Annotated in this window: 18 protein-coding genes; 10 read left to right on the forward strand and 8 right to left on the reverse strand. The window is 69.6% G+C overall.

Features of this window, described 5'->3' with window-relative positions; genetic code table 11:
- Positions 1–726: 726 nt before the first annotated feature.
- A complete protein-coding gene (locus AC0VYP_RS03790; RefSeq protein ID WP_285761240.1) occupies positions 727–1,110 on the reverse strand; it encodes a winged helix-turn-helix transcriptional regulator in 384 nt (127 codons plus the stop codon).
- Between the two features lie 82 nt (positions 1,111–1,192).
- On the opposite strand from AC0VYP_RS03790, the gene AC0VYP_RS03795 reads away from it, so the two are divergent.
- The gene (locus tag AC0VYP_RS03795) at positions 1,193–1,603 is read left to right on the forward strand and encodes a RidA family protein (RefSeq protein WP_285761241.1); all 411 of its coding nucleotides are present in this window, start codon (positions 1,193–1,195) and stop codon (positions 1,601–1,603) included.
- Positions 1,604–2,047: 444 nt separating this feature from the next.
- Here the strand turns inward: AC0VYP_RS03795 and AC0VYP_RS03800 are convergent, their stop codons facing one another.
- The 4 genes from AC0VYP_RS03800 to nagA all read right to left on the reverse strand — a co-directional run bounded on the left by AC0VYP_RS03800 (position 2,048) and on the right by nagA (position 9,166).
- Positions 2,048–2,362 carry a hypothetical protein gene (locus AC0VYP_RS03800; RefSeq protein ID WP_285761242.1) on the reverse strand — a complete coding sequence of 105 codons (315 nt, stop codon included), beginning with the start codon at positions 2,360–2,362 and terminating at the stop codon, positions 2,048–2,050.
- Positions 2,363–2,542: 180 nt separating this feature from the next.
- A complete protein-coding gene (locus AC0VYP_RS03805; protein WP_475472513.1) occupies positions 2,543–3,577 on the reverse strand; it encodes an aminotransferase class V-fold PLP-dependent enzyme in 1,035 nt (344 codons plus the stop codon).
- 48 nt (positions 3,578–3,625) lie between these two features.
- Positions 3,626–7,375, reverse strand: coding sequence for a glycosyltransferase (locus AC0VYP_RS03810; protein WP_475472515.1), 3,750 nt, complete (start codon positions 7,373–7,375; stop codon positions 3,626–3,628).
- Positions 7,376–8,029: 654 nt separating this feature from the next.
- On the reverse strand, positions 8,030–9,166 hold the full coding sequence (gene nagA / locus AC0VYP_RS03815; protein WP_475472516.1) for an N-acetylglucosamine-6-phosphate deacetylase: 1,137 nt from the start codon (positions 9,164–9,166) through the stop codon (positions 8,030–8,032).
- A 389-nt stretch (positions 9,167–9,555) separates the two neighbouring features.
- Between nagA and AC0VYP_RS03820 the strand changes: the two genes are divergently transcribed.
- From AC0VYP_RS03820 to AC0VYP_RS03845, 6 genes are all read left to right on the forward strand, one after another.
- Complete coding sequence (locus tag AC0VYP_RS03820) at positions 9,556–10,071, forward strand: NADPH-dependent FMN reductase (RefSeq protein WP_475472517.1); 516 nt, start codon at positions 9,556–9,558, stop codon at positions 10,069–10,071.
- 795 nt (positions 10,072–10,866) lie between these two features.
- Positions 10,867–11,562, forward strand: coding sequence for a hypothetical protein (locus AC0VYP_RS03825; RefSeq protein WP_475472519.1), 696 nt, complete (start codon positions 10,867–10,869; stop codon positions 11,560–11,562).
- Positions 11,563–11,646: 84 nt separating this feature from the next.
- Entirely contained in the window at positions 11,647–12,084 is a 438-nt protein-coding gene (locus AC0VYP_RS03830) for a (deoxy)nucleoside triphosphate pyrophosphohydrolase (RefSeq protein ID WP_285761248.1), read from the forward strand.
- Positions 12,085–12,259: 175 nt separating this feature from the next.
- Positions 12,260–14,149 (forward strand): translational GTPase TypA, encoded by a 1,890-nt coding sequence (gene typA, locus AC0VYP_RS03835; protein ID WP_285761249.1) that lies wholly within the window; start codon positions 12,260–12,262, stop codon positions 14,147–14,149.
- Between the two features lie 127 nt (positions 14,150–14,276).
- Positions 14,277–14,867 carry a TIGR03086 family metal-binding protein gene (locus tag AC0VYP_RS03840; RefSeq protein ID WP_285761250.1) on the forward strand — a complete coding sequence of 197 codons (591 nt, stop codon included), beginning with the start codon at positions 14,277–14,279 and terminating at the stop codon, positions 14,865–14,867.
- Between the two features lie 66 nt (positions 14,868–14,933).
- Positions 14,934–16,112, forward strand: a complete 1,179-nt coding sequence (locus tag AC0VYP_RS03845) for an FAD-dependent monooxygenase (RefSeq protein WP_285761251.1) — start codon at positions 14,934–14,936, stop codon at positions 16,110–16,112.
- Between the two features lie 23 nt (positions 16,113–16,135).
- Here AC0VYP_RS03845 and AC0VYP_RS03850 read toward each other — a convergent pair whose 3' ends face one another.
- On the reverse strand, positions 16,136–17,074 hold the full coding sequence (locus AC0VYP_RS03850; RefSeq protein ID WP_285761252.1) for a LysR family transcriptional regulator: 939 nt from the start codon (positions 17,072–17,074) through the stop codon (positions 16,136–16,138).
- 79 nt (positions 17,075–17,153) lie between these two features.
- On the opposite strand from AC0VYP_RS03850, the gene AC0VYP_RS03855 reads away from it, so the two are divergent.
- Genes AC0VYP_RS03855 through AC0VYP_RS03865 form a run of 3 tightly spaced genes read left to right on the forward strand, consistent with a single transcriptional unit; the run spans position 17,154 to position 20,551 of the window.
- Positions 17,154–17,867 (forward strand): succinate dehydrogenase cytochrome b subunit, encoded by a 714-nt coding sequence (locus AC0VYP_RS03855; protein ID WP_475472522.1) that lies wholly within the window; start codon positions 17,154–17,156, stop codon positions 17,865–17,867.
- Positions 17,868–19,808, forward strand: a complete 1,941-nt coding sequence (locus tag AC0VYP_RS03860; protein WP_475472523.1) for a fumarate reductase/succinate dehydrogenase flavoprotein subunit — start codon at positions 17,868–17,870, stop codon at positions 19,806–19,808.
- Positions 19,805–20,551 (forward strand): succinate dehydrogenase/fumarate reductase iron-sulfur subunit, encoded by a 747-nt coding sequence (locus AC0VYP_RS03865; protein ID WP_285761255.1) that lies wholly within the window; start codon positions 19,805–19,807, stop codon positions 20,549–20,551. Before AC0VYP_RS03860 ends, AC0VYP_RS03865 begins: the two co-directional genes overlap by 4 nt.
- A 329-nt stretch (positions 20,552–20,880) precedes the next feature.
- On the opposite strand, the gene AC0VYP_RS03870 is transcribed toward AC0VYP_RS03865, so the two are convergent.
- Together AC0VYP_RS03870 and AC0VYP_RS03875 are read right to left on the reverse strand one after the other, a co-directional pair.
- Complete coding sequence (locus AC0VYP_RS03870) at positions 20,881–23,694, reverse strand: DEAD/DEAH box helicase family protein (protein ID WP_475472525.1); 2,814 nt, start codon at positions 23,692–23,694, stop codon at positions 20,881–20,883.
- Positions 23,691–24,350: a TrmH family RNA methyltransferase gene (locus AC0VYP_RS03875; protein ID WP_285761257.1), complete on the reverse strand. Its 660-nt coding sequence runs from the start codon at positions 24,348–24,350 to the stop codon at positions 23,691–23,693. Before AC0VYP_RS03875 ends, AC0VYP_RS03870 begins: the two co-directional genes overlap by 4 nt.
- Between the last annotated feature and the right edge of the window lie 10 nt (positions 24,351–24,360).

Here is a 24,360-nt window from a genome sequence, read left to right on the forward strand (position 1 = left end):
TTGCGGTGGGTGCGGATGGCCGGATTCACGGTCCGACGTGAGGGCAGCGCGGCACGGTCGGACGGCGTATGGGCCTCTGGTGGCGCAGGTTGTCTTGGTCGTCAACCCGTCCACCATGGGCTTCTTTCTGCCATAGGAGGTTTCGGGCAGTCGGTGCGAGCCTGTGGCCGGTACGCTCAGGACAAAAAGGCTCACTCAGGACGGGGTTGAAGCCCGGGAGGGTGAATTCCAAAGGATGCCGGTGTGGTTCTGGTACTGGAGAAATCCGTGAAGGGATCTCCTCCCGAATGGCGTCGCATTTGCTGGAGCTGCCATCTCTCGGCGCGCCGGGTGGTGTCACTGGCTAGGCGCACAGCAGCGTCGGAATGAAATCTCTTATCGAATCGGCACATCAATCCTTGCGCGTTGCCGGCCCTGCGTCAATCGACCTTCTCGGCCTCCTTGAAGACATGAGAACGAGAGTGCGGGGAGTGGAGTCAAGGTGCCTTTGATGATTCCTGCTCAGAGGCAGATGATTGACGTCCAGGATGTGTGTCCCTGATTTCTGGGATGCTTCGTTCCTCTTTTTTCACACCGCACCCAAGCAGCCGGTTCCCCACCTCTTGCCATCCGCGCCGAAGCGCCGCCCGGTCTTGGCGAGCGGCCGGTCTTCGCCGGGCCTGTCGTGGGACGTGGCCTCGCCACCTTGAGGGAGTACCGAGGGACGGAAGTTCCCGGGGCAAGGCCTCAGGCGTCGTCCTCCCCACGGTCGAAGCGCTCGCGTGCCCGTTCGATCTCGGGCGTGTGTGCCGAGACCCAGTCGAGCAGCACGTCCACCGGATGCCGGAGCGTCTTGCCGAGCGGGGTGATCCGGTACTCGACGGCAACCGGGCGGGAGTGGACCACCAGGCGATGGACGATGCCGTTGCGTTCGAGGCGGCGCAGGGTCGCGGTGAGCGACTTCTGCGTCACGGAGGGGATCGCGCGGCGCAGCTCGTTGAAACGAGAAGGGCGCTCGCAGAGCACGTCGAGCACCGCCAGCGACCACTTGTCGAGGACCTGGTCGAGGAGTTCGCGGTGCGGTGCGGTGATGTCGAGGCCGCTGTGGGCCGCCTGTCCGGTATCCGTCATGACACCTAGTCTCGTTGAAGTTTCCTTCAGATACCAGGTATCAAGATTGGACCTATTGGACACCAGTTGCGAGGACAGCGAAATGACCGTTCGGCGTTTCACCCCCGAGGGCATGATGCAGCCCACTCCCTACCACCACGTCGCCGTCGGCACCGGTACGCGCCACGTGCACGTCAGCGGACAGATCGCCCGCCTTGCCGACTCGACGCCAGTGGCCCCGGGGGACCTCGCCGGCCAGGTCGCCCAAGCGCTGCGCGCCACCGCGACGGGGCTCGCCGGGGCGGGGGCCACGTTCGCCGACGTCCTGCGTCTGACCTTCTATGTCACGGAGTGGGAGCCCGAAAGGATCGGCGCGTTCATGGCCGGGGTCGAGTCGGTCGCAGAGGAGATCGGCCTCCCGCAACCGCTTCCGCCGTCGTCGCTCATCGGCGTGGACTACCTCTTCGAGCCCGACGTGCTCGTCGAGGTCGAGGCGACGGCCCTCCTCGACTGACGGTCGTTTTTCGGGTCGCAGAGGACGCTGCTCTGTGCGGTACCTGCCCGAGATTTTCTGTGCCCGGCGGGAGAGGCCGGGACCGGCGGCGCCGTCAGCCGCCGACGGGGCCCCGGGAGTCACGAGCCAGTCCATCGGTCCGGTCGATCCTGGTGCCGGCAGGGATCGCGGGAGGCCGGCGGGCCGCCGTGCGCGACCGTTCGGGCGGTGCCCCGGCCCAGGTGCGAGCCGTGGCGCAGGCGCGGTGCCGTCCGTCGTCGGAGGGGGAGAGCAGGGAGCCGGGCGCCGCGGTGAGAGCACGGCCTGCTCGTCGGCATCGGACCCGGTCGTCGGGTACCGATGAAGGACTACGGCCCCGCCTACGCTGCGCCGACGCTCCTCGGCGGGGCGTCCATCGTGGCCGCGCGATCACTGCGCGGCCCACGAGCGGCGTCGGAACCGCGGTCAGGCCGGGGTCGCGCCGACGAGCCACGCGGTTCGCCGGGCAGCCAGCGGAAGGCTGTCGCTGCTGCCGAGACAGACTCCGAAGGTGGTCAAAAAGGCGTAGTCGTAGGAACGGCGCTCGCAGCTCACGTCCTCGATGGCGTACTCCGACTTGGGGTTGCTCACCCGCAGGAACGGCACGCCGTCCTCGACGACCCGGGCCCATACGCCGTAGGGGGCCAGCTCCGAAGCGAGCTTGGCCAGGTACGTGCGTTCGGTCGAACGGGTCAGGGCCGGCAAGGCCGCTGCGGTTCGAGGGTGTCTTGGATAGACCATGGCGGTGTCCTCAATACGTGCGATTCGGTGTCCCTTAATCCCTCTTCATTGTTGCTCTGGGTTGCCGATAGATCGCGCACCGCCACGGCGACACGCCGGTGTGTCCGGCGCCGCCGGTCCGGTGCGTGCTGATTGTGTCGGTCCGGGGCCTATCTCCTCATGCCGGGGCAGCCGTTGGGATCAGCGCAGCGCCGCCAGCGCTTGGTCCACGTCCTCGTCGGTCGTGTAGACGTGGAAGGCCAGCCGGACCAGCCCGGCCCGCTCCGAGACCCACACCCCGGCCGCGCGCAGCCGCCCGCCGGCATCGGGTCGGTCCACGGAGACGATGGCGGAGTTGCCCGGGGCCAGGCCCACCCCGGCCCGGAAGCGGTTGGCCAGCGCCACGTTGTGCGCGTTGACCGTGGGGACACCGACGTCCAGGAGCGTCGCGATCGACGCGGCGGCGCCCACCGACGCGAACCACGAAGGGGAGATGTCGAAACGCGAAGCGGTTCGCGACAGCCGCATCTCGTCCGCGTAGAAGGACCCCATGATGTCGGCCGCGGCACTCGGACCCGCGGCGACGGGACGCATGCGCTCGCGCAGCCGGGGCGAGAAGTACCCGAACGCGATGCCGCGCGGAGCCATCAGCCATTTGTAGCAGGAGCACACCAGCGCGTCGAAGAGGGTCGCGTCCACCGGGAGCCAGCCCGCACCCTGGGTGGCGTCCACACACACCAGTGCGTCGTGGCTGCGGGCGGCGGCGTGGATCTCCTCGACCGGTGCGACCTCCCCGGTCGCCGAGTGGACGAGGCTGAAGGTGACCAGCCAGGTGTCGTCGTCGATGGCGTCGGCCAGCGCGTGCATCGGCACGTTCTCCAGCCGTACACCCCGGTCGCCGTGCACCGCCCAGGGATAGAGGTTGGAGGTGTACTCGCCCTCGGGCGCGAGCACCCGTGCGCCGTCCGGGACGGCGAGACCGGCGGGCCCCAGCAGCTGCGAGGTTGACGCGCCGTGCACCACGTCCTCGGGCGCCGCTCCGACCAGCGCTGCGAAGCGGTCCCGAGCCAGTACAGAGGCGTCGCCCCAGTCCTCCGGCCCGTGCAGGCCGTGTCGCCACACCCCGACCGCCTCGCTGAGCGCCTGGTGGGCGTCGCGGGGCGGTATCCCGTACTGCGCGGTGTTCAGCCACACCGTCTTGACGTCCCACAACCGCTGCGCCGTCTCGATGTCCATGCCCGCCAGGTTCTCACCCGGGCAGGAGCGAGAGCCCGACAGGGGCGGTCAGCGCCGTAGCCGCTGGAGCAGTCGCCGCAGGAGCGGTACCCGCTTGACGCGCACGGCGAGCCGTTCGCCCGCTTTGCCGGCGGGCCGTCCGGTGAAGCCGCGCGGGCCCCTGAAGAAACGGGTGTGCCCGATCCGGGCGGCGGGCCGCAGTGCCGTCGCGCACCGTGTCGAATCGGGCCCCGACAGCACCAGGTCGATCTCCCACACCCGCTCGGCGGTGCCCCTGGGGGTCCCCAGGCGCAGGGCCGCGTCGATCCTGGCGTCCGCGCCGCTGCCCGAGACCCGGGCGGGCGCCTCCAACGGGGCAGCGCCTTTGGCGGTGGCCCGTACGACCGCGGTGAACGGTGCACCGATCTCGATCTCGGGTGTGGCCACGATGCGCAGCCGCCCTCCCCGTTTCCAGGAAGCCGATTCGACCCGGACCGCCGAGACAGGGGCGTTCCTGATCCGGCCGACCTCCAGGCTCAGGTTCGCGCGTTCGGCGGTGAAGTAGGCGGTGGCTGTTCGCCGCCCCGCCGACTGCGCGACGAACATCGGTGACGGTGCGGTGCGCACGGCACGCACGCGTTTGGCGCCCAGCCGCACACGGGACGTGTATTCGCCGACCGCGGACGACGCGAACACGTCGAAGACACCGTCCGGCAGCTCCCGGCCGTCGGAGGCGGAGAGCGGGACCTCGGCGTCGAAGGAGCCGTCCTCCCGCAGCCGTGCCGCAAAACCGAACTCCCGGTCGCTTCCCCGGTGCACCAGGAGCAGGGTGATCGCCAGGCCGTCAACTCCGGGAACCGCGTCCCGACGGGTACCCGAGACGCGCAGCGCCTCGTCGGCCGTCTCCACCGAAGTCAGCCACAGCTCGGGATCGGGCACCCTGAACACCGTGCACTCACCGGCCGTCGTCGTACTCAGGGCCAACCCGAGGCCGCCCTCCTGTTCGCCGTGCTCGACGCGCAGCCGCGCAACCCCCGGTCGCCGGGCGTCGGCGAAGGGCAGGGCGGCGCGCAGGACAGTGGTCCCCTCGCCCCGGCTGAGCACAGCGGGAACCGTCACGGTGTCCCCTCCGTCCCGGTCGGCGTGCAGCACCAGTTCGACGTCCTTCTCCACCGCCGCCTCGACCGGGACGACGAGTTCCACACCCTCGGCGCGCTCGATCACCGCGGCGCCCTCCTGGGGGAGGGCGACCGCCCGGTGCAGGCCGTTCAGGCCGTTGTCCACGGAGAGGGTGAGCCGGCCCTCCGGATGCCAGAACGGATCGGCGAACGTGGAGTCGGGGCCGTAGAAGGCCGGACGGCGCTGCTCCTCTGCCGCCGGGGTACGCGAGTCCACGACCCCGTCGGCTTCGACCCCGAAATGACGGACACGGACGAGGACGTCCCACTGTCCGGCGGGAACCGCCCCACCGTCGGTACCCGCCAGGTCCAGTTCCGCATCCACCACGAAACCCGGCACGTCCGCCCCGTCCTCGCAAGGGGCCGCACCCGACCGGGGGGAGAGCGCGAAAGCGACCGTGCGTTTCGGTGCGTTCCGCGAGCGCAGTACGACCTCGACCCTGTTGTGCCGCTCCAGCAGCCGCAGGTCCGGGCCGACCGGTTTGCCGTTGGCCCCCTCCCAGCGCAGGGAGCCGTTCGCACGGTGAAGGACCGGACCGCGTGCGCGCTCCGACACCAGGGTCGCCGCCACCCGCAGCCGCAGGGCCGACCCCGACCATTCCAACGACTCCAGGCGGGCGGACACGTTGACCGCCCCGGTGATCATGGTGGCTCGGGAGTCGATGCCGGTGTCGGTGATCGCCAGCCCCAGGGCGTCGTCGTCGCCGAAGACCGGGCGTACCCCGACGTCCCCGGTCTCGGTGCCGGTCACGGTCACCGTCGGGTAGGTGATGACGTCGCGGTGCCCGAGCACGCCGTCGAGGTGGCGGCCCAGGCGCGCACCGGGCGCGCCCGGTCGATGAACCAGGTGCAGGTTCCATTCCTGTTCGGTGGTCGTGCGTCGGGCGAGCATCGCCCGTGCCTGCACCGATGCGGTGAACGTCCCGTCCGCTGCGATCGGGCACGGGGTGGAGTGGGACGGCTCGCCCCGTCCGCGGGGGGAGGCGACCAGACGGGCGTCGGGAAAGGGGCCCGTGGCGCCGAGGAACACCCCGGTGAAGGTGAGCGAGCCGGCGTCGCAGACGAGCGATTGCACCTCGGCGTGGAGCCGGGCGCGTCGGATGACCACGGCGAGGTGGTGGGCGGTGTCGCGGTCGGGAACGGTGAGGCCCAGTGGTCGGGAGGGGGAGAGCGCGGGTGGGTAGGCGAGCAGGTCGATGACGACGTCGGAGACCGGACCCTCCTCACCGCCGTCCACCCGGTGCACGCTCCAGCGTCCCGGGGCGAGCAGGGGGTCGTGGGGTCGCAGTTCGAGGGTTCCGTCGTCAAGGCAGGTGAACTCCGCGGTGGTTCCCGAGGAACCGCGCAACAGCACCCGGTCGGGCCGTTGGGTGAAGGACAGCGTGGTGACGCCCTCGCCGTCCACCCGCGCGGTACAAGAAGCGGGCTCCCTGTCCTTTGCCGGGACAGGGGTCGTGGGCAGGGCGTGCCCGGTGAGTTCGTGGAAGAGTGCCTCGTGCTGCCGGGTGATGGGGCCCGGGTCGAAGCGTTCGGCCGAGCGCGCTGCCGCGCGCGCCATGCGGTCGAGTTCTCCGTTGTCGCTCATCAGCTCGTCCAGGCCGGCCGCCACGGCCGTCACGCTGCCGTTCTCCACCAGGAGGCCGTCCACCCCGTTCTCGATGATCTCCCCGGGCCCCAGGGGGCAGTCGGTGCTCACCACGGGCAGTCCGCCGCGCATAGCCTCGACCAGGGTCATGCCGAACGACTCGGCCTTGGAGGTGACCGCGGCGAACGACCCCAGGGCCCACGCCTCCTCCAGGTGGGAGCGCGGCCCCATCAGCAGCACGTCGTCGTGCAGGCCGAGGGCGTCGATCTGTTTTTTCAGCCGGGCCTTCTGGTCGCCGCCGCCGTAGATGCGCAGGGTCCAGCCCGGATGGTCGGGAAGAACCCGGGCGAACGCCTCCACGAGCAGCTCGTAGCGTTTCACCGGGGCGATCCGACCTGCGGCGACCACGACCTTGCGCTCGCCCCGGCCCCCCGTCGGCGCGCGCAGCCGGGGGGCTTCCACGCTGTTGGGGATGGCCAGGACCCGCACACCGGGGAGATCCATTCGTTTGCGGTGCACGGCCGCGTCGGCCTCGGTCACGGTGACCACCGCGTCCAGATCGCCGTATGCGTCGGACAGCACTCTGCGCAGCGCTTCGGGGTGCATGTTGTGCGTCAGGTGCTCCTGGCCCACCTTGGCGTAGCGATCGGAGCCGCACCGCGCCAAGACCACGTTCAGCCCCGCCCGTGTTCCCACCACCACGTCGGCGTCGGTGGTCTCCAAGTAGGCCCGCAGCCGGTCGTCGGTGAGCGCGCTGTACTGCTTCTGGCGGCTTTCCTCAACGGGAAAGACCTCCGGGGGAAGCCCGGCGCGGTGGGACCCCTCGTGTAGGCGGCGGCCCCCGGTCCCCGTTCCGGGCCCGGCGGGGAGCCGCATGTTGACCAACGGGGTGACCGTGATCCCTTGGGGGAGGGAGAGGACGGGGTGCTCGCGATGACGGAACACCGACACGATCTCCACCTCGTGCCGATGGCGCAGAGCGGCGGCCTGGGTGATGACCGTCTGAATGGTTCCACCGATCCCGTAGACATTGTGGATCAGGTAGGCGATCTTCATCGTTGCTCTCCCGGCTCGTCGAGGGCCGGCGCGGGGAACCGGACGCCCTGGTTGTTGCGGTCTGCTGTTTCCCGGCCGCGGGATCAGGGCGGCAGCGACACGACGGCGATCCCGGCAAGGGCGCAACCGCTCGTGTCCTGTCCATAACGCCGGACTCCGGACGAACGGTTCTCGTTGGTCATGGGAAGTCTGGAAAAGGTGTTGTTCTGCGGCTACTACCACTTTTGGCGGGATACCAACATGACGTCCGTCCCACGGACCGCACAGCAGGTCGGGCGCCTGGCTCACGCGGGGGTCGGGGACGGCGTCGCACGCCGTTGAACGGGCGTTCAGGAGCGGTGCAGCGGGAGGTCGCCCATGCCTTCGGCAGGGGGAGGGGAGCCGGCTGCACGGCGAAGCCCGGGGGAGGGGGATTGCTTCCCGGCCGTCGGAAGCCGGGACCACAGGGCCGGTCGGCGGCTGATCAACACCCTTTGAACTGCACGGATGCTCGGGGTGCGGCGTCGGGCAGGGGCCGACGCGAACCGGCCGTCAAACGAGGGGGCGGCCTATCGGCCACGCCCCGGCAACTCGGCAAAGACCCGTTCCCCGGCCGCCGGCCGGGGAACGGGGAACATGGCGGCTCCGGCCGGCGGAGCCCGACCGGCCGTCCGGTCAGTTCTGCGCGGCGACCGCCTGGCCGCGGTACAGGACCGACTCCACCGTCAAATCGTCGTTCATGATCACGAGGTCGGCCCACGCACCCGGGGCCAGCACGCCGGCAGCCAGGCCCAGCGCCGCGGCGGGGGTGGCCGTGGCCGCGCGCAGGGCGTCGGCCGGGGTCGCGCCCAGGTCGCGCACGGCGCGGCGGACCGCTTCGGGCAGCACGATGGTGCTGCTCGCGATCGCACCGGAATCGACGAGGCGGGCTTCGCCGCCGAGTACCCGGACCCGCAAAGTGCCGAGGGTGTACTCGCCGTCGCCCAAGCCCGTCGCGGCCATCGCGTCGGTCACCAGCGCCACACGGCCGGCCCCCGCGGCGTCGAATGCGACCCGCGCGGCGCCGGGATGGACGTGCACGCCGTCGTTGATCAGTTCGACGGTGACCCGCTCGTCGTTGAGAGCTGCCGCGATAGGGCCGGGATCGCGGTGGTGCAGGGGCCGCATCTGGTTGTACAGGTGGGTGGCCACGGTGGCCCCGGCGTCGAACGCGGCTCGGGTCTCGTCGTAACTGGCCTCGGTGTGGCCGACTGCGGCCACCACGCCCGACTCGGTGACCGCGTGCACCAGGTCCAGGGCCCCGGGGAGCTCGGGTGCCAGGGTGATCATCCGGACGTGGCCACGTCCGGCCTTGAGAATGCGCTCGAACTCCACGGTGTCGGGCTCACGCAGCAGGGCCGGGTCGTGCGCGCCGCACTTGCCGCGCGCGATGTAGGGCCCCTCCAGGTAGATGCCGGCCAGGTCGCCGGATTCGCACAGTTCGGCCAGCGCGGCCACCTGGCGCAGCGTGTCCTCGGGAGTCGCGGCGACCAGTCCGCCCAGCAGCGATGTGACCCCGTGCGCGCGATTGAACTCGACGACGGAGAGCGCGCGCTCGGGAGCGGTCTCGGTGAACGCCGCACCCGCCCCACCGTGGACGTGCACGTCCACGAGACCGGGGGCCAGGACGGCGCCGGCGAGGTCGCGGACCGGCTCCCCGCCCTCGGGGGCCGGCCCGGTCCCCGTCGCGGCGATGCGCTCACCCTCGATCCGCAGCCAGCCGGGAGTGAGCCCGTCCGCGGTCACCAGCCGTGCGTTCGCCAGTATGCCCATGGAAACGATGCCCTCCTGTGGTCCTCGTCACGTCAGCACATCGACAAAACCGTCGATCACGCATTGACGATAGCGCCGGCCCCACTCATGATTGGGTACATGTCCGCCGGTGAGCTGCTTGTCCAGCGCCTGCATGTCGATCTGAAGCAGCAGGCGAGCGCACTCTGTCGTAGTTGACGTCAGTGAGCAGGACCCCCATGTCCTGTGAGCACTGAGGTTTCCCGACGCGCTCGACCCCGGCCCACGCGAACCCCTTTGGTGTTGTTGGTGCACGTGCCGTCGTGTCCGGTCTAGGGAAGCCCCCTCTCGAAGTCGCCTCTCGTTAATCCCGACGACTCCCTACGCCACACCGTGCCCGGCCCTCTGGCCGTCCTCCACAGGAGATCACCATGACCCGTTTCACCGTGCTCGTCGCCGCCACCGAAGCCCGCTCCTCCGTGCGCACCGCCGCGGTCCACGCCGCCGACACCGTCGCAGCGCACACCGGGGTCGCCGCGGACACCACCGTCATCGACCTCGCCGAGCTCGGCCCCGCCCTGCTCGACGCCACCAACGACGACCTCACCGCCGCCCTCGCGGCCACCGCCGAGGCCGACGTCCTGCTCGTGGCGACCCCCCAGGTGCACGGCAGCTACACCGGCCTGCTCAAGGTCTTTCTCGACCGCGTCCCCGAACTCGGTCTGGCCCACGCGATCGCGCTTCCCATCGCGGTCGTCAACGACCTGCGCAACGGCCGCAACATCGAGGATGATCTCCGCGTCCTGCTGTCCGACCTCGGCGCCTGGGTGGCCGAGCCGGGACTGCTGCTGTCGCGCCACGAGCTCGCCGAACCGCTCAGCGTCATCGACGTCTGGGCGCAGATCGCCGCCCCCGCACTGCGTCAGGCGTTCGCTGTCGCTGTCTGAGGGGCCACCTCCCGTCGGTGCCGAAAAGACCCGGTCCGCCGACCCGGCGAGCCGGACGCTTCACACGCGTGACCCCTGAGTGCGGGGGCCGGTGCCGGTCGTCCGAACCACGGATTTTTATCGTCTCGCCCTCTGTGCCTCGCGCCGCCATCGCCCAGCGATGGCGGCGCGTCGCGTTGTGCGCTCCCCGGGCCTCCGTCGCCAGGGCGGCTCGCTCCCCGTACGCGCCGGGGCGGAGCCCATCGGCCCGAAGTACGCGGAGCGTCCGCCGTTTTCTGCCCGCACGCCGACATTTTTGCGGCGACCCGGTGTTGACTATTAGTCCATTTTCTGTATTCTGTGCCATTGGCGTATTGATTGTGATTTATGTGCAGTGGTGCGCTAGGAGGACAGTGATGCCTCGCACGTGCTCAACGTGGCTATCGGTGGGCGAGTGCCCGCCATTTTTTGTGCAGAAGGCACGGTTGGCCGCCAATTTTTCGTGCAGACTGCCCGATTGTTTTTCTTCGACAACGCTCTACCGTTGATTCTGCGGTTGCAGGTCGAGGCCAACTCCACGGACTCCCCGCGGCCGTACCGCGGTGCGCTCACACCTCTCCCGGGGCCGCGCCGCAGCGGTCGGGGGCCGTCGCCACCGTCCTGGGCCTGCTCTGTGCACACCCCTCCCATGCGCAGAATGGTCCAGCGGCGCCCCCGGCCGTTCACTTTCGCCCCGCGTGATGGGGCGCTCGGCCGATCCTGTCGATTTCTTCGGTTTCCACCGTGCGCGCGGTCGCGTCGAATTACGCTCCACCCATGGAGTCGAACCAGGCGTGCGATTTTCTGACCGGTTACGACCAGGACCGGTTGTGCCAGCAGGCCGTGCGGTTCGAGACCGATGCCCTGCTGTTCGGGGAGGACCGTGCCGAGCTCCTGGGCGAGGCTGCCAGGTTCTGGCACCGGGCGGGACAGTCCCGGCACGCTCTTCGCCTGTGCGCCGAGGCCATCGCAGAGGGCGACGGAACAGGAGTCGGGGCCGCCCGCCTGCGCCGTATGGAAATCCTCGCCGACCAGGGCCGCATCCCGGAGTTCGATCAGGACGTGCGAGCCCTGCGGGGGAGCGAGCTCACCGAGTCCGCGGCCTGCTCTGCCGCCCGCCTCCTGGAGTCCCTGGGGCGCGCGGGCGAGGCCCTTGAGTTCTACGACCGCGCCTGCACCCGGCCCCTCGCCGAGCTCGCGCACTTCTGGCCGCTGGATCTCGCTCGCCACGTCGGCATCCTCGACGCCCTCACCGGACGCTCCAGGCTTCGCGCGGAGACGGGCCTGCCCGTCAACGCACTCGACGCCAAGGTCGCCGCGTTCGTCTCCGGGCCCGCTTCGTTCCCGACGCCGTCCTGCCGGCTGCCCGAACGCAACGCGCCCTGCGGCTGCGGCGCACCTCGCCGGTACAAGAACTGCTGCGGGAAGCGTGCGATCGCCGCCGACGAGCACCGGCGGTTCGCCCGCAGGTGAGCCGATGGGCGCGGGACCCCCGCCGCGTGCTCCCGATCCGGGTTCGCCGGGGTGCGGGCCCCGGGGTGGGTAACGTTTCCCCCCATGATCCCAACCCAGATAGTCGTCGGCGCCGCGATCGTCAGGGGCGGCTCGGTCCTCGCCGCGCAGCGCGCCAGTCCCGCACACCTGCGCGGACGATGGGAACTCCCGGGCGGCAAGGTGGATCCGGGCGAGACCGACGAGGCCGCTCTCGTACGCGAGTGCCACGAGGAGCTGGGCGTGCGCATCCGCCCGATCGAACGGGTCGGCCCCGACGTCCTACTGCCGGTGCGGCCCAACGCCCCCCGCGCACTGCTGCGTGTATGGACCGCGGAGCTGACAACGGGCGAACCCGAGGCCCTCGAACACCTCGAATTGCGCTGGCTCACCGCCGACACCCTCTCCACCGTCGACTGGCTCCCCGCTGACCTGCCGTTCCTCGACCACATTCGGTCCCGCCTGAGCGGTGGTGCCCCGCCGGTTGGGACGCAGCCGCCATGAGGCAACGGTTTTCGGCGGTCCACAACAGTCGTTTCGTGCGGAAAGTACCGGGATGTGTCCACACTGACACTGACTGACCTGCACGTTTCTCGGTGCGTCCATCATCACGGCATAAACTGGTAGTTGGCCGCGGGAGTCGCGGTGTTTCCCCAGCAGATGAGATCGAGACTTTCGCATGCCCACCGCCACGCCCGCCGACGGCTCTGTGCGCCGTACAGACATCCGCAACGTCGCCATCGTCGCCCACGTTGACCATGGCAAGACCACCCTCGTGGACGCCATGCTCTGGCAGTCCGGTGTGTTCCGCTCCAACCAGGACGTCGATGACCGCGTCATGGACTCCAACGACCTGGAGCGCGAGAAGGGCATCACCATTCTCGCCAAGAACACCGCGGTCCACTACACGACGCCTGAGGGCGAAGACGTCGTCATCAACATCATCGACACCCCGGGCCACGCCGACTTCGGCGGCGAGGTCGAGCGCGGCCTGTCCATGGTGGACGGTGTCGTGCTCCTGGTGGACGCCAGTGAGGGCCCGCTGCCCCAGACCCGGTTCGTGCTGCGCAAGGCACTGGCCGCCAAGATGCCGGTCATCCTGGTCATCAACAAGGTTGACCGCCCCGACAGCCGTATCGCCGAGGTCGTGGACGACACCTACGAACTGTTCATGGACCTCGACGCCACCGAGGAGCAGATCGAGTTCCCGATCGTCTACGCCTGCGCCCGTGACGGCAAGGCGTCCCTGGAGCGTCCCGCCGACGCCACCGTGCCCGACAGCGAGAACCTCCAGCCGCTGTTCAGCACCATCCTGAACACCATTCCGGCCCCCGAGTACACCCCGGGCGCCCCGCTTCAGGCCCACGTCACCAACCTCGACGCCTCCCCGTTCCTGGGCCGCATCGCGCTGTGCCGGGTGCACCAGGGCGAGATCCGCAAGGGCCAGCAGGTCGCGTGGATCCGTGGCGACGGCACCTCCCAGCAGGTCAAGATCACCGAGCTGCTGATGACCGAGGCGCTGGAGCGCAAGCCCGCGGAGAAGGCCGGCCCCGGCGACATCATCGCGATCGCCGGCATCCCCGAGATCATGATCGGCGAGACCCTCGCCGACCCGGCCGACCCGCGCCCGCTGCCGCTGATCACGGTGGACGAGCCGGCCATCTCCATGACCATCGGTACCAACACCTCCCCGCTGGTCGGCAAGGCCAAGGGGTCCAAGGTCACCGCGCGCCTGGTCAAGGACCGCCTCGACCGCGAGCTCATCGGCAACGTCAGCCTGCGCATCCTGCCCACCGAGCGTCCCGACGCCTGGGAGGTCCAGGGCCGTGGTGAGCTGGCGCTGGCCATCCTGGTCGAGCAGATGAAGCGTGAAGGCTACGAGCTGACCGTCGGCAAGCCGCAGGTCGTCACCAAGCAGATCGACGGCAAGCTGCACGAGCCGGTCGAGCGCCTGACGGTGGACGCCCCCGAGGAGTACCTGGGCGCCATCACCCAGCTGCTCAACATCCGCAAGGGCCGCATGGAGAACATGAGCAACCACGGCACCGGCTGGGTCCGGATGGACTGGGTGGTTCCCTCGCGCGGTCTGATCGGGTTCCGCACCGAGTTCCTCACCGAGACCCGTGGTACCGGCATCGCCCACCACGTCTTCGAGGACTTCGCCCCCTGGTTCGGCGAGCTGCGCACCCGCCAGAACGGCTCACTGGTGGCCGACCGCGCCGGTGTGGCGGTCAGCTTCGCGATGTCCAACCTGCAGGAGCGCGGCACGCTCTTCGTTGAGCCCACCACCGAGGTGTACGAGGGCATGATCGTCGGCGAGAACTCCCGTTCCGACGACATGGACGTCAACATCACCAAGGAGAAGAAGCTCACCAACATGCGCTCCTCCACCGGTGACGAGCTGGAGCGCCTGGTTCCCCCGCGCAAGCTGTCCCTGGAGCAGGCCCTGGAGTTCTGCCGCGAGGACGAGTGCGTCGAGGTCACCCCCGACGCCGTGCGCATCCGCAAGGTCGTCCTGGACCAGAAGGAGCGCGCCCGCTCCCTGGCCCACAAGAAGCGCGGTTCCTGACCCGCACACCGCCCACGGCCCGTCCCGGTATCGAGCACCGGGGCGGGCCGTCCGCATCTGCGCATCGTTCCCGCCCGGACACTGCCGGACTGTCGTTTTCCCATGATACGAATAGCAATTCGTACACATGATCGATTGGATTGCGATGTCGGACCGCGCCTTGTTGGAGACCAGCCTCGATTTCGCCACGCACCGGATACTCGAAATCGGCGAGACCCCGCTGAGTGTCCCCACCCCCTGTTCGGAGTGGAACCTCGGGCAGCTCCTCAACCACCTGGTGTCCTCCACGGCCCTGCTCGCCGACCTCGTCCGTGGGGACGAGGTCGATCCCCGCGCACTCGCCCCCGAACGCACCGCAGCCGTCCCCTTCGAGGGGCACCCCGTGGGAGCGTTCGCCGTTGCCGCGGGCACCACGCGCCGGGTCTTCGCCTCCGACGAGGCATGGCGGCGCGGCGTCCGAATGCCCGGCGCCACGATGCCCGCAGCGCTCGTGGCCAAGTTGATCGCCATGGACGCGGTCGTGCACGGCTGGGACATCGCGCGCGCCGTCGGTGCGGACGACACCATCCCCGATCCGCTGGCCGAGGACATCATGTCCTTCGCTGAGACGTTCGTGCGCCCAGAGGTTCGCGGAGGCATCCTCGGGCCGGAAGTCCGGGTCGGGGCGAAAGACACCAAAACTCGGCAACTCGTGGCGTTCTTGGGGAGACGACCCTAGCCTGGTGGGAAAGACGCCGGCTCCTTCACGGAGCGCGTCCACCCCCATCCACCGAAGGGCAGCTCAATGGCTCAGCCGCACGCGGTCGTGGTCGGAGGAGGAATCGGCGGGCTCGCGGCCGCGGTGGCACTGCACCGCAAGGGGTGGGCCGTCACCGTCTGCGAACGCTCTCCGGCGATCGAGCCCGTCGGGGCCGGCCTCGGGGTCGCCCCCAACGGACTGCGCGCGCTCGACGCCCTCGACCTCGGCGACGAACTACGCGCCTGCGCCGTCACCCAGGGCCGTGCCGGTCTGCGCCGCAAAGACGGCCGCTGGCTGGTGCGCACCGACGCCGAGGACCTCCGGCGCTTCTTCGGGGACTCCGTCGTGGTCGTCCCCCGGGCCGACCTCGTGGACGTACTGCTCACCCGGCTCCCCGCCGGAGCCCTGCGCACCGCGACCACCGTCACCAGCGTGGAGCCCGGCGACACCCGCCAACTCGCACGGGTGGGCACGGACGCCGGGGAGCTCACCGCCGACCTCGTCGTGGCCGCCGACGGTATCCGCTCGATGATCCGCCCCGCGCTCTTCCTCGAACACCCCGGTCCGGTCTACGCGGGCTTCACCAGTTGGCGGTTCATCGTGGACGCACCTCAGGAGCCGATCGACTACGGCGAATCCTGGGGATGCGGGGTCACCGCCGGTGTGCTGCCGCTCCCGGGCGGGCGCGTCTACTGCTATGTCACCGCCAACGCCCCGGCGGGGGAGCGCGCCAAGGACGAACGGGCCGAGATCGCCGGCCTGCTCGCCGAATGGCACGACCCCATCCCCGGACTGGTTGCCGGTGTCGCCCCCGAAGCCGTCCTGCGCACCGACGTCTGGCACATCGCCACTCCCCTCCCCGCCTACCACAAGGGCAGGGTCGCGCTCCTCGGCGACGCGGCGCACGCCATGACCCCCAACCTGGGGCAGGGCGCCTGCCAGGCCATCGAGGACGCGGTGGTGCTCGCCCACCACATCAACGGGTCCACCGCTTACGTTCCGACGGCGCTGCGCTCCTACACCGACGTCCGGATCGGCAGGACCAGCCTGATCGCGCAGCGCTCCGCCCAGATCGCCGAGACCACCCAGAGCGAGTCCGCCCTGCTCAACCGGTTCCGTGACACCGGTGCCAGCGTCATGGGGCGTCTGCCGGCCACACTGATGTCGCGCTACCTGCGCCCGGTCCTGGACTGGCAGCCGCCCACCGAGACCGCCCGGGTATGACCGCTCCGCTCCGCGCGGGGGAGTCATTCCACCGGCGACGCCACCACTTCCAGGTCCTCCAGTTCGGCGTCGGTGAGACCGGAGAGGTGGTTCATCAGACTGCGGCGAAACGCAGTGGCGGTGTGGGAGGGCGCGACGTCCTTGCGGTGGGCCAGCGCTATCGTGCGCATCAACCGGGGTTGGGCCAGTGGGGTGCCACGCAGTTTGGGGCGGTTGCGCAGCACCATGCTCGGTACCACCGCCAGGCCCAGGCCCGCCTCCACGAAGCGCAGCACCGCGTCCATCTCGCCGCCCTCCACCGCGAGGCGTGGCTCGAATCCTGCTGCCCGGCAGGCGTGCAGGGTCGCATCGCGCACGTCGTAGCCCTGCCGGAACATCACCAACGGCTTGTCGCGCAGATCGACGATGCGCATCGAGGCCCGCACACAGGGCGCGGGCAGATCCATCGAACTGGCCACGACCAGGCTCTCGCGCAGAATCGGGGTGGTCACGAACTCGGGGTCGCTGCTGTGCAGCGGCAGGATGATCAGTGCGAGGTCGAGTTCGCCGCGCCCGAGGGCGCGGATGAGGTCGCGCGACCCGCCCTCCTCCACCCGCAGTTCGATGCCGGGGAAGCGGCGGTGGAACAGCGACAGCGCGTCGGCCAGCAGCCCCGCGCACAAGGAGGGGGTGGCGCCCAGGCGAACCCGGCCGCGTCGCATGCCGGCGAGCTCCTGGACCTCGCGCCGGGCCGTTTCCACGTCGGTCAGGATGCGCTGGGCCAGCGGCAACAGGGCCTCACCGGCCGGAGTCAGTGTGATATTTCCCCGGGCGCGAACGAATAACGATGCACCCAGTTCCTCCTCCAAGGCCCTGATCTGCTTGCTCAGGCTCGGCTGCGCGACGCGCGATACCTCCGCTGCGCGGGTGAAATGCCGGGTCTCGGCCACCGCGAGGAAGTAGGCGAGCTGCTGAAACTGCATGCCTCATAGCCTACGTCTATCGTCACCAGCGTTCCTATGACTTAGACGATCGTGTTAATCCAGCCCTAAAGTTCACACTGTGGCGAACAGTACCCTGACCAAGCAGCGGTCAACGGCATTCAGGTTGACGGTGGCGCTCAAATCCGCGATGGCGGTCACCGGCCTCGTCCTTGTGCTGTTCTTGATCGCGCATATGTACGGCAATCTCATGATCTTCGGAGGCCAGGAGGTCTTCGACAACTACTCGCACCACCTGCGCGAGCTCGGCGAGCCGATGCTCCCGTACGCCGGCGCACTGTGGATCATTCGCATCGTCCTCCTGGCGAGCGTCCTCATCCACGCCTACTCGGCCTTCGTGCTGTGGGCCCGCGCCAAGCGGGCCACCTCTGTCGGCGGACAGCGGTACCACAGCTCCAAGAACCGGACCGGTGTGCAGCGCAGCTACGCGTCCTTCACCATGCGGTGGGGCGGCATCGTCGTCCTGCTGTTCGTGATCTTCCACATCCTGCACCTGACCACGAACAACATCGCTCCGGGCGGGCCGTCCAGCAGCCCTTACGAGCGTGTCGTGCACGGGTTCCAGATCTGGTGGGTCGTCCTTGTCTACGTGATCGCCATGGCTGCGGTGGGCTTCCACCTGCGGCACGGCATCTGGAGCGCGACCCAGACCCTGGGTCAGAACAAGGCTTCCCGTCAGCGCACGATCAACCTGGTCGCGACCGCGATCGCCGTTGTGCTCACGCTCGGGTTCCTCGTTCCCCCGTTCTCCGTTCTCTTTGGACTGGTGGGTTAAATGACTGAGCTGTACATCGAGGGCGACCCGATCCGCGACGAGAAGGCGCCCGAAGGACCGATCGAGCAGCGTTGGGACAAGCGACGCTTCTCCGCCAAGCTGGTGAACCCCGCCAACCGGCGCAAGCTCTCGGTCATCATCGTGGGCACCGGTCTGGCCGGCGCCTCCGCGGCCGCCACCCTGGGCGAGGCCGGCTACAACGTCAAGAGCTTCTGCTACCAGGACAGCCCCCGGCGTGCGCACAGCATCGCCGCGCAGGGCGGCATCAACGCGGCCAAGAACTACCGCAACGACGGTGACAGCATCTACCGGCTGTTCTACGACACCGTCAAGGGAGGCGACTTCCGCTCCCGCGAGTCCAACGTGTACCGCCTGGCCCAGGTCAGCGTCGAGATCATCGACCAGTGCGTGGCCCAGGGCGTGCCCTTCGCCCGTGAATACGGCGGCCTGCTCGACAACCGCTCCTTCGGCGGCGTACAGGTCTCGCGTACCTTCTACGCGCGCGGCCAGACGGGGCAGCAGCTCCTCATCGGCGCCTACCAGGCGCTGGAGCGCCAGATCGCAGCCGGCAGCGTGGAGATGCACACCCGGCACGAGATGCTCGAACTCATCGTCGTGGACGGCAAGGCGCGCGGCGTCATCGTGCGCGACATGGTCAGCGGCGAGATCGAGACCCACTTCGCCGACGCGGTGGTCCTGGCCTCCGGCGGCTACGGCAACGTCTTCTTCCTGTTCACCAACGCCATGGGCTGCAACGTCACCGCCACCTGGCGGGCGCACCGCAAGGGCGCGCTGTTCGCGAACCCCTGCTACACGCAGATCCACCCGACCTGCATCCCGGTCAGCGGCGACTACCAGTCCAAGCTGACCCTGATGAGCGAGTCGCTGCGCAACGACGGCCGCATCTGGGTGCCCAAGGAGGGCGGGGACACCCGCGACCCGCGCGAGATCCCCGAGGAGGAGCGCGACTACTACCTGGAGCGCATCTACCCCGCCTTCGGCAACCTCGTACCCCGTGACATCGCCTCGCGCGCGGCCAAGAACGTCTGCGACGAGGGCCGCGGTGTGGGCCCCGGAGGCCTGGGGGTCTACCTGGACTTCGCCGACGCGATCAAGCGCATGGGCCGCTCCACCGTCGAAGCCAAGTACGGCAACCTCTTCGACATGTACCAGCGCATCACGGGGGAGAACCCCTACGAGCTGCCGATGCGTATCTACCCGGCCGTCCACTACACGATGGGCGGACTGTGGGTCGACTACGACCTGCAGAGCAACATCCCCGGCCTGTTCGTGACCGGTGAGGCCAACTTCTCCGACCACGGTGCCAACCGCCTGGGCGCGAGCGCCCTCATGCAGGGGCTGGCCGACGGGTACTTCGTACTGCCCAACACCATCAACGACTATCTCGCCGACGGTCCGTTCGAGAAGGTCAACGAGACCCACCCGGAGGCCAAGGAGGCGGCGGACTCGGTGCGCGAGCGCATCGACACCCTGCTCTCCATCAACGGCACCCGCACCGTGGACTCCTTCCACAAGGAGCTCGGCCACATCATGTGGGACTACTGCGGCATGGAGCGCAGCGACGAGGGTCTGCGCAAGGCCATCTCGCGCATCCGTGAGCTGCGGGACGAGTTCTGGCAGAACGTCAAGGTGACCGGGACCAACGAGGAGCTCAACCAGGCTCTGGAGCGGGCCGGCCGCGTGGCCGACTTCTTCGAGCTGGCCGAGCTCATGTGCGTGGACGCGCTCGCACGCGCCGAGTCCTGCGGCGGCCACTTCCGCGCGGAGAGCCAGACCGAGGACGGCGAGGCCCTGCGCAACGACGCGGAGTTCGCCTACGTGTCGGCTTGGGAGTTCGCCGGCACCGGCCAGCGCCCGGTCCTCCACAAGGAAGCTCTGGAATACGAGTACGTCGAGATGAAGCAGCGGAGCTACAAGTGAACATCACACTGCGCGTTTGGCGCCAGAAAGGCAAGGCCGACGAAGGCCGGATGGTCACCTACAAGGTCGAGGACGTCTCTCCGGACATGTCCTTCCTTGAGATGCTCGACGTCCTCAACGAGAAGCTCACGGTCTCCGGCGACGACCCGATCGCCTTCGACCACGACTGCCGTGAGGGAATCTGCGGCGCCTGTGGCGTGGTGATCAACGGCGTCTCGCACGGCCCGGAGGTCACCACCACCTGCCAGCTGCACATGCGCAGCTTCAAGGACGGCGACACCATCGACGTCGAGCCGTGGCGCGCCAAGGCGTTCCCGGTCATCAAGGACCTGGTCGTCGACCGCGGCTCCTTCGACCGCATCATCCAGGCGGGCGGCTACATCAGCGCCCCCACGGGGACCGCGCCCGACGCCCACGCCGCGCCGATCCCCAAGACCGACGCCGACCGTGCCTTCGACGCGGCCACCTGCATCGGCTGCGGGGCGTGCGTGGCGGCCTGCCCCAACGCCTCGGGCATGCTGTTCACCGCGGCCAAGGTCACCCACCTGGGCCTGCTCCCGCAGGGGCAGCCCGAGCGGGCGGCCCGCGTGGTCAAGATGGTGAACCAGCACGACGAGGAGGACTTCGGCGGCTGCACCAACATCGGTGAGTGCGCCGCGGTCTGCCCCAAGGGCATCCCGCTGGACACGATCTCCCAGCTCAACAAGGACCTGCTGGGGGCCCTGGCCACCGGCAACCTGTAACGCCGGGCCGGATCGCGACGCCCTTCCCCTCCTAACCGGAGGGGAAGGGCGTTCGTCGTTCCCAGGAGCAGGCGTCCCCGTGGGGGACGGCCCCGGCAGGCGTGCTCCCGGTTCGGTGACCACCGGGGAAGGAGCTGCCTTCGGCGGGAACGGACCCCGGCTGGTGGCTTGTACGAGGACCGGACCGCTTCCCCGGCCCCGGCCGCCCGCCGCACCGGGGAACCGGCGGCGCGGGACGCGTCGGCATCCGGTCGCGGACCGGCGGACCCTGAGGACCGTTTCACGGGAATCGCGCGGCGCAGGGCGGGCCCCGAACCCGTGTGACAGGGCTACGACCAGGTCAGTCGCGATGCCGTTTCCACCGGGTAGGGGTCGGTGGCGTAATAGGCGTAGAGCAGTCGGGAGCCCGCTGAGCTTGCCGTGTAGACGGTCCCGCCGGCGGAGATCCAACGGTTCCAGGCTGTTGCGAACGCCTCGGCCCCGGTTCTGTTGCGGGCCAGCAGGGCGGGCACCGCGTGGAAGACCATCGCGTTCTCCGGAGCCTTGCCGCGCAACCACGCCTTGGCGACCGCCCGTTCCGCGTGCCGGCCCCCCGGTCGATCCAGCAGGTAACGGGCAACGATATACCGGGGATTGCCCACCAACGGCGAGACCAGTTCATCCAGGGCCGTGCTGAACGCCGCAGCCGCCTGGGGACCCGCCCCGGTGAGGGTCAACCGCAGGGTGGCGTCGGAATCCACGTCCAGGCGCACCCCGCGCGCGCCCACCGACGAGTGCCCGGCTCCGTGCAGCGCGTCGGCCACGGCGTAGCCGAAGCGCACCAGGTCGGGCTCACCGGCCGTGCCGCGGACCAGTTCCACGGCGCGGCGCATCCGCGGCCCCCGCGCGGTGAGGCGCTCGGAGACAAGGGCCACCAGGAGCGCCGCGATCAAGGGTGCCCCGGCGGGCAGGCCCAGCAGCGTTATTCCCGTCACCAGAACGCCCACGAACACCGCACCACCGGCCAGGAGCGAGCGGCGGGTCGGTTCCAGGGACGGTCGCTCCGAGGTGCTGATCCCCGCCATGGCCGGCACCGCAGCCGGCGGCTCGGGTGTCCGGCCCGCGGGACGGGGCACCACCGGTCCGCTCCGTGCGGGACGCATCCGCAGGGTGGACAGCAACTCGTCGGTATAGGACTGCCCGATCCGCCACCGCGCGCGCGTGACCGAGCGGTTCTCCGCACGGCTCAGCATCCGGGCGTTGAGCGCGTCCAGGTCGGCGACCGCGGGCGGTTCGTAGGGCGACAGCGCCGGGTCAACGTGGGCGACCCCGCTCATCACCTCGCCGTCCGCGGCCACCCCGAGGTATCCCTCGTGCTTGCGCACGAAGCGATCCCAGTCCGCGCCCCCCTTGGGGTGGGCGTCACTGACGCACACCACCGTCCAGGTGTGCGCGGTCTTGTCCGGCCAGGAAGGATCCAGGCGCAGTGCCCGCCCCCGTCCCTGGACGACGGCCGTGGGCGTGGTGGCGGTGGTCAGGTCGATGACGGTGTTGACTCCGCGGGCATCCCATCCCTCACCGAGGAGACCCCGGGTTCCCACCAGGATCTGGCAGGCCCCGCTCTCCAGATACTCGGTGACCAGGCGAACCCAGCTGCGGGAGGACCAGCGGCCCTCGACGCGCACCACCGGGCTGTCGTCGTCGGCATCGATGATCAGGTCGAGTCCGGGTCTGCGTGATCCGGCGAAGGCGATGAAGTCCTCGGCGGTGCGCAGGTCGGCGGCCACCGTGCGACCGGTGACCAGCATCGGTCGCAGCGCGCGGCTGCGCTCGTCGGCGACCAGCAGTTCCAACTGCAACCACGCCGAACCCGCGTGGTCGCCCAATACCTCGCGCAGTCGCGCGGACGGTCGGGCGGTGGCGCGCTCGTGGTCGCACAAAACCAGTGCGCGCAGCCGCGACCCCAACGAGGCCGACTCCGCAGCGGCGATCTCCACGGTCCCCTGCGACTTCGCCGTGCTGCGGGCCAGCACACGATCGACCGGGGAGCGGCCGGTCCGGATACCGTGCTTGGTGAGCGTGTAGCCGACCGCCGGCAGCGCGGCCCGAATACGTTCGATGGCCTTCTCGTTGGTGCTTTCGGGGTCGGCGCGCAGGCAATTGGTGACGTAGTCGCCCAGGAGCGCCATCCAGTCGGCGGCGTCGGGCGCGCTGCGGTGGCGTTCCAGCATCCGGGCGTCCGTGGGCAGCGCGCTCAACCCGGCGTGGTGCAACCGCAGCACGGCATCGGTCAGCTCGGGTTCCTGGACGGCGAGCCTGGCCCAGTCCAGACGTTCACCGGTGTCCAGGACGCGTTCATCGAAACGTGCGTGCAACCAGGTGAGGAAGTCGGTGCGTGCGAACCCGGGAGCGAGCAGGTCGGTGCACAACTCGGTGAAGCGCAGTCCTTGGTCGCCGATGTACTCGCGCTCGGTGGTGGTGGGTTCGGTCACCCAGACGAGTTCGGCGAAGGGCGCGAGGTAGCCGTCCCGGACCAGGGCGGGGATGGACGCGCCGTGGATCGGATCGCCGAAGAGCGTGGCCACCAGACCGCTCTCGGTCGCCGTCAGTGTTTCGGCGGGGGTCCCGGTCAAGCCGATCACGTGGGCGTCGGACAGGCCCGACAGCACCTCCGCGAGCAGTCTGCCCCAGGTCTGGAGGAGATGGTGGCACTCGTCCAGCACGATCGTCACCGGACCGGCCGCGTGCAGTGCCTCCACCAGGGCCGCACCGTTGCCGTGCAGGCGTTTGACGAGGGAGAGTTCGTGACCCTCCTCATCGGTCTCGGCGTCGGGGTCGAACACCGCAAGGGACTGGTAGGTCAAGACCGTGACGTCGGCATCCAGGGTGCGCCTGGTCCCTGCGGTGCACCCGTCGGGACGGGTGAAGGACTTCCATTGCGCGACCCACTGGCCCTGGATGGCGGTGTTGGGGGCGAACACGACCACAGGGCGGCCCAGCCGCCGGGCCGCCTCCAAACCGACGAGGGTCTTGCCCGCACCGGGCGGCAGCACCACCCAGGCCCGGCGCTCACCGGACTCCCAGCGTGCGGCCAGCGCGGACAGTGCGTCGTGCTGGTAGGGGCGCAGGGTGCCGGGCCACCGGGCCGTTTCGATACCGCTCATACGGCCTGTTCGAAGACGTGCGCCCTGACCCAGGCATGCATGGCCACTGCGGCGGCCGCCCCCGCGTTGATCGAACGGGTGGAGCCGAACTGGGCGATGGACAGCACCGCGTCGCAGACCTCGCGGACCTCTTCGGAGAGCCCCGGTCCCTCCTGGCCGAACACCAGGACGCAGGCACGCGGCAGGGGATAGGTCTCCAGCGGAACCGAACCGGGAAGATTGTCGATGCCCACCAGAGGGAGCTCGCGTTCCTGGGCCCAGGCCACGAGCTCGGTGGTACCGGGGTGGTGATGCACGTGCTGGTAGCGCTCGGTCACCATTGCGCCGCGGCGGTTCCACCGACGGCGGCCCACGATGTGCACGGCCTCGGCACCGAAGGCATTGGCGGTGCGTACCACGGAGCCGATGTTGAAGTCGTGCTCCCAGTTCTCCACGGCGACATGGAAGGAGTGGCGCTGGGTGTCGAGGTCGGCGACGATGGCCTCGCGCCGCCAGTAACGGTACTGGTCCACGACGTTGCGGCGATCGCCTTCCGCGAGGAGCTCGGGATCGTAGTGATCCCCAGCGGGCCACGGGCCCGTCCAGGGGCCGACCCCGACAGGGGGTCGTTCAGGGGCGTGTTCCGTCACCGGGGGTGTTACGACCTGCTCACTCACGTAGGCCAGT

The organism is Nocardiopsis sp. iso_186, from assembly GCF_056173365.1.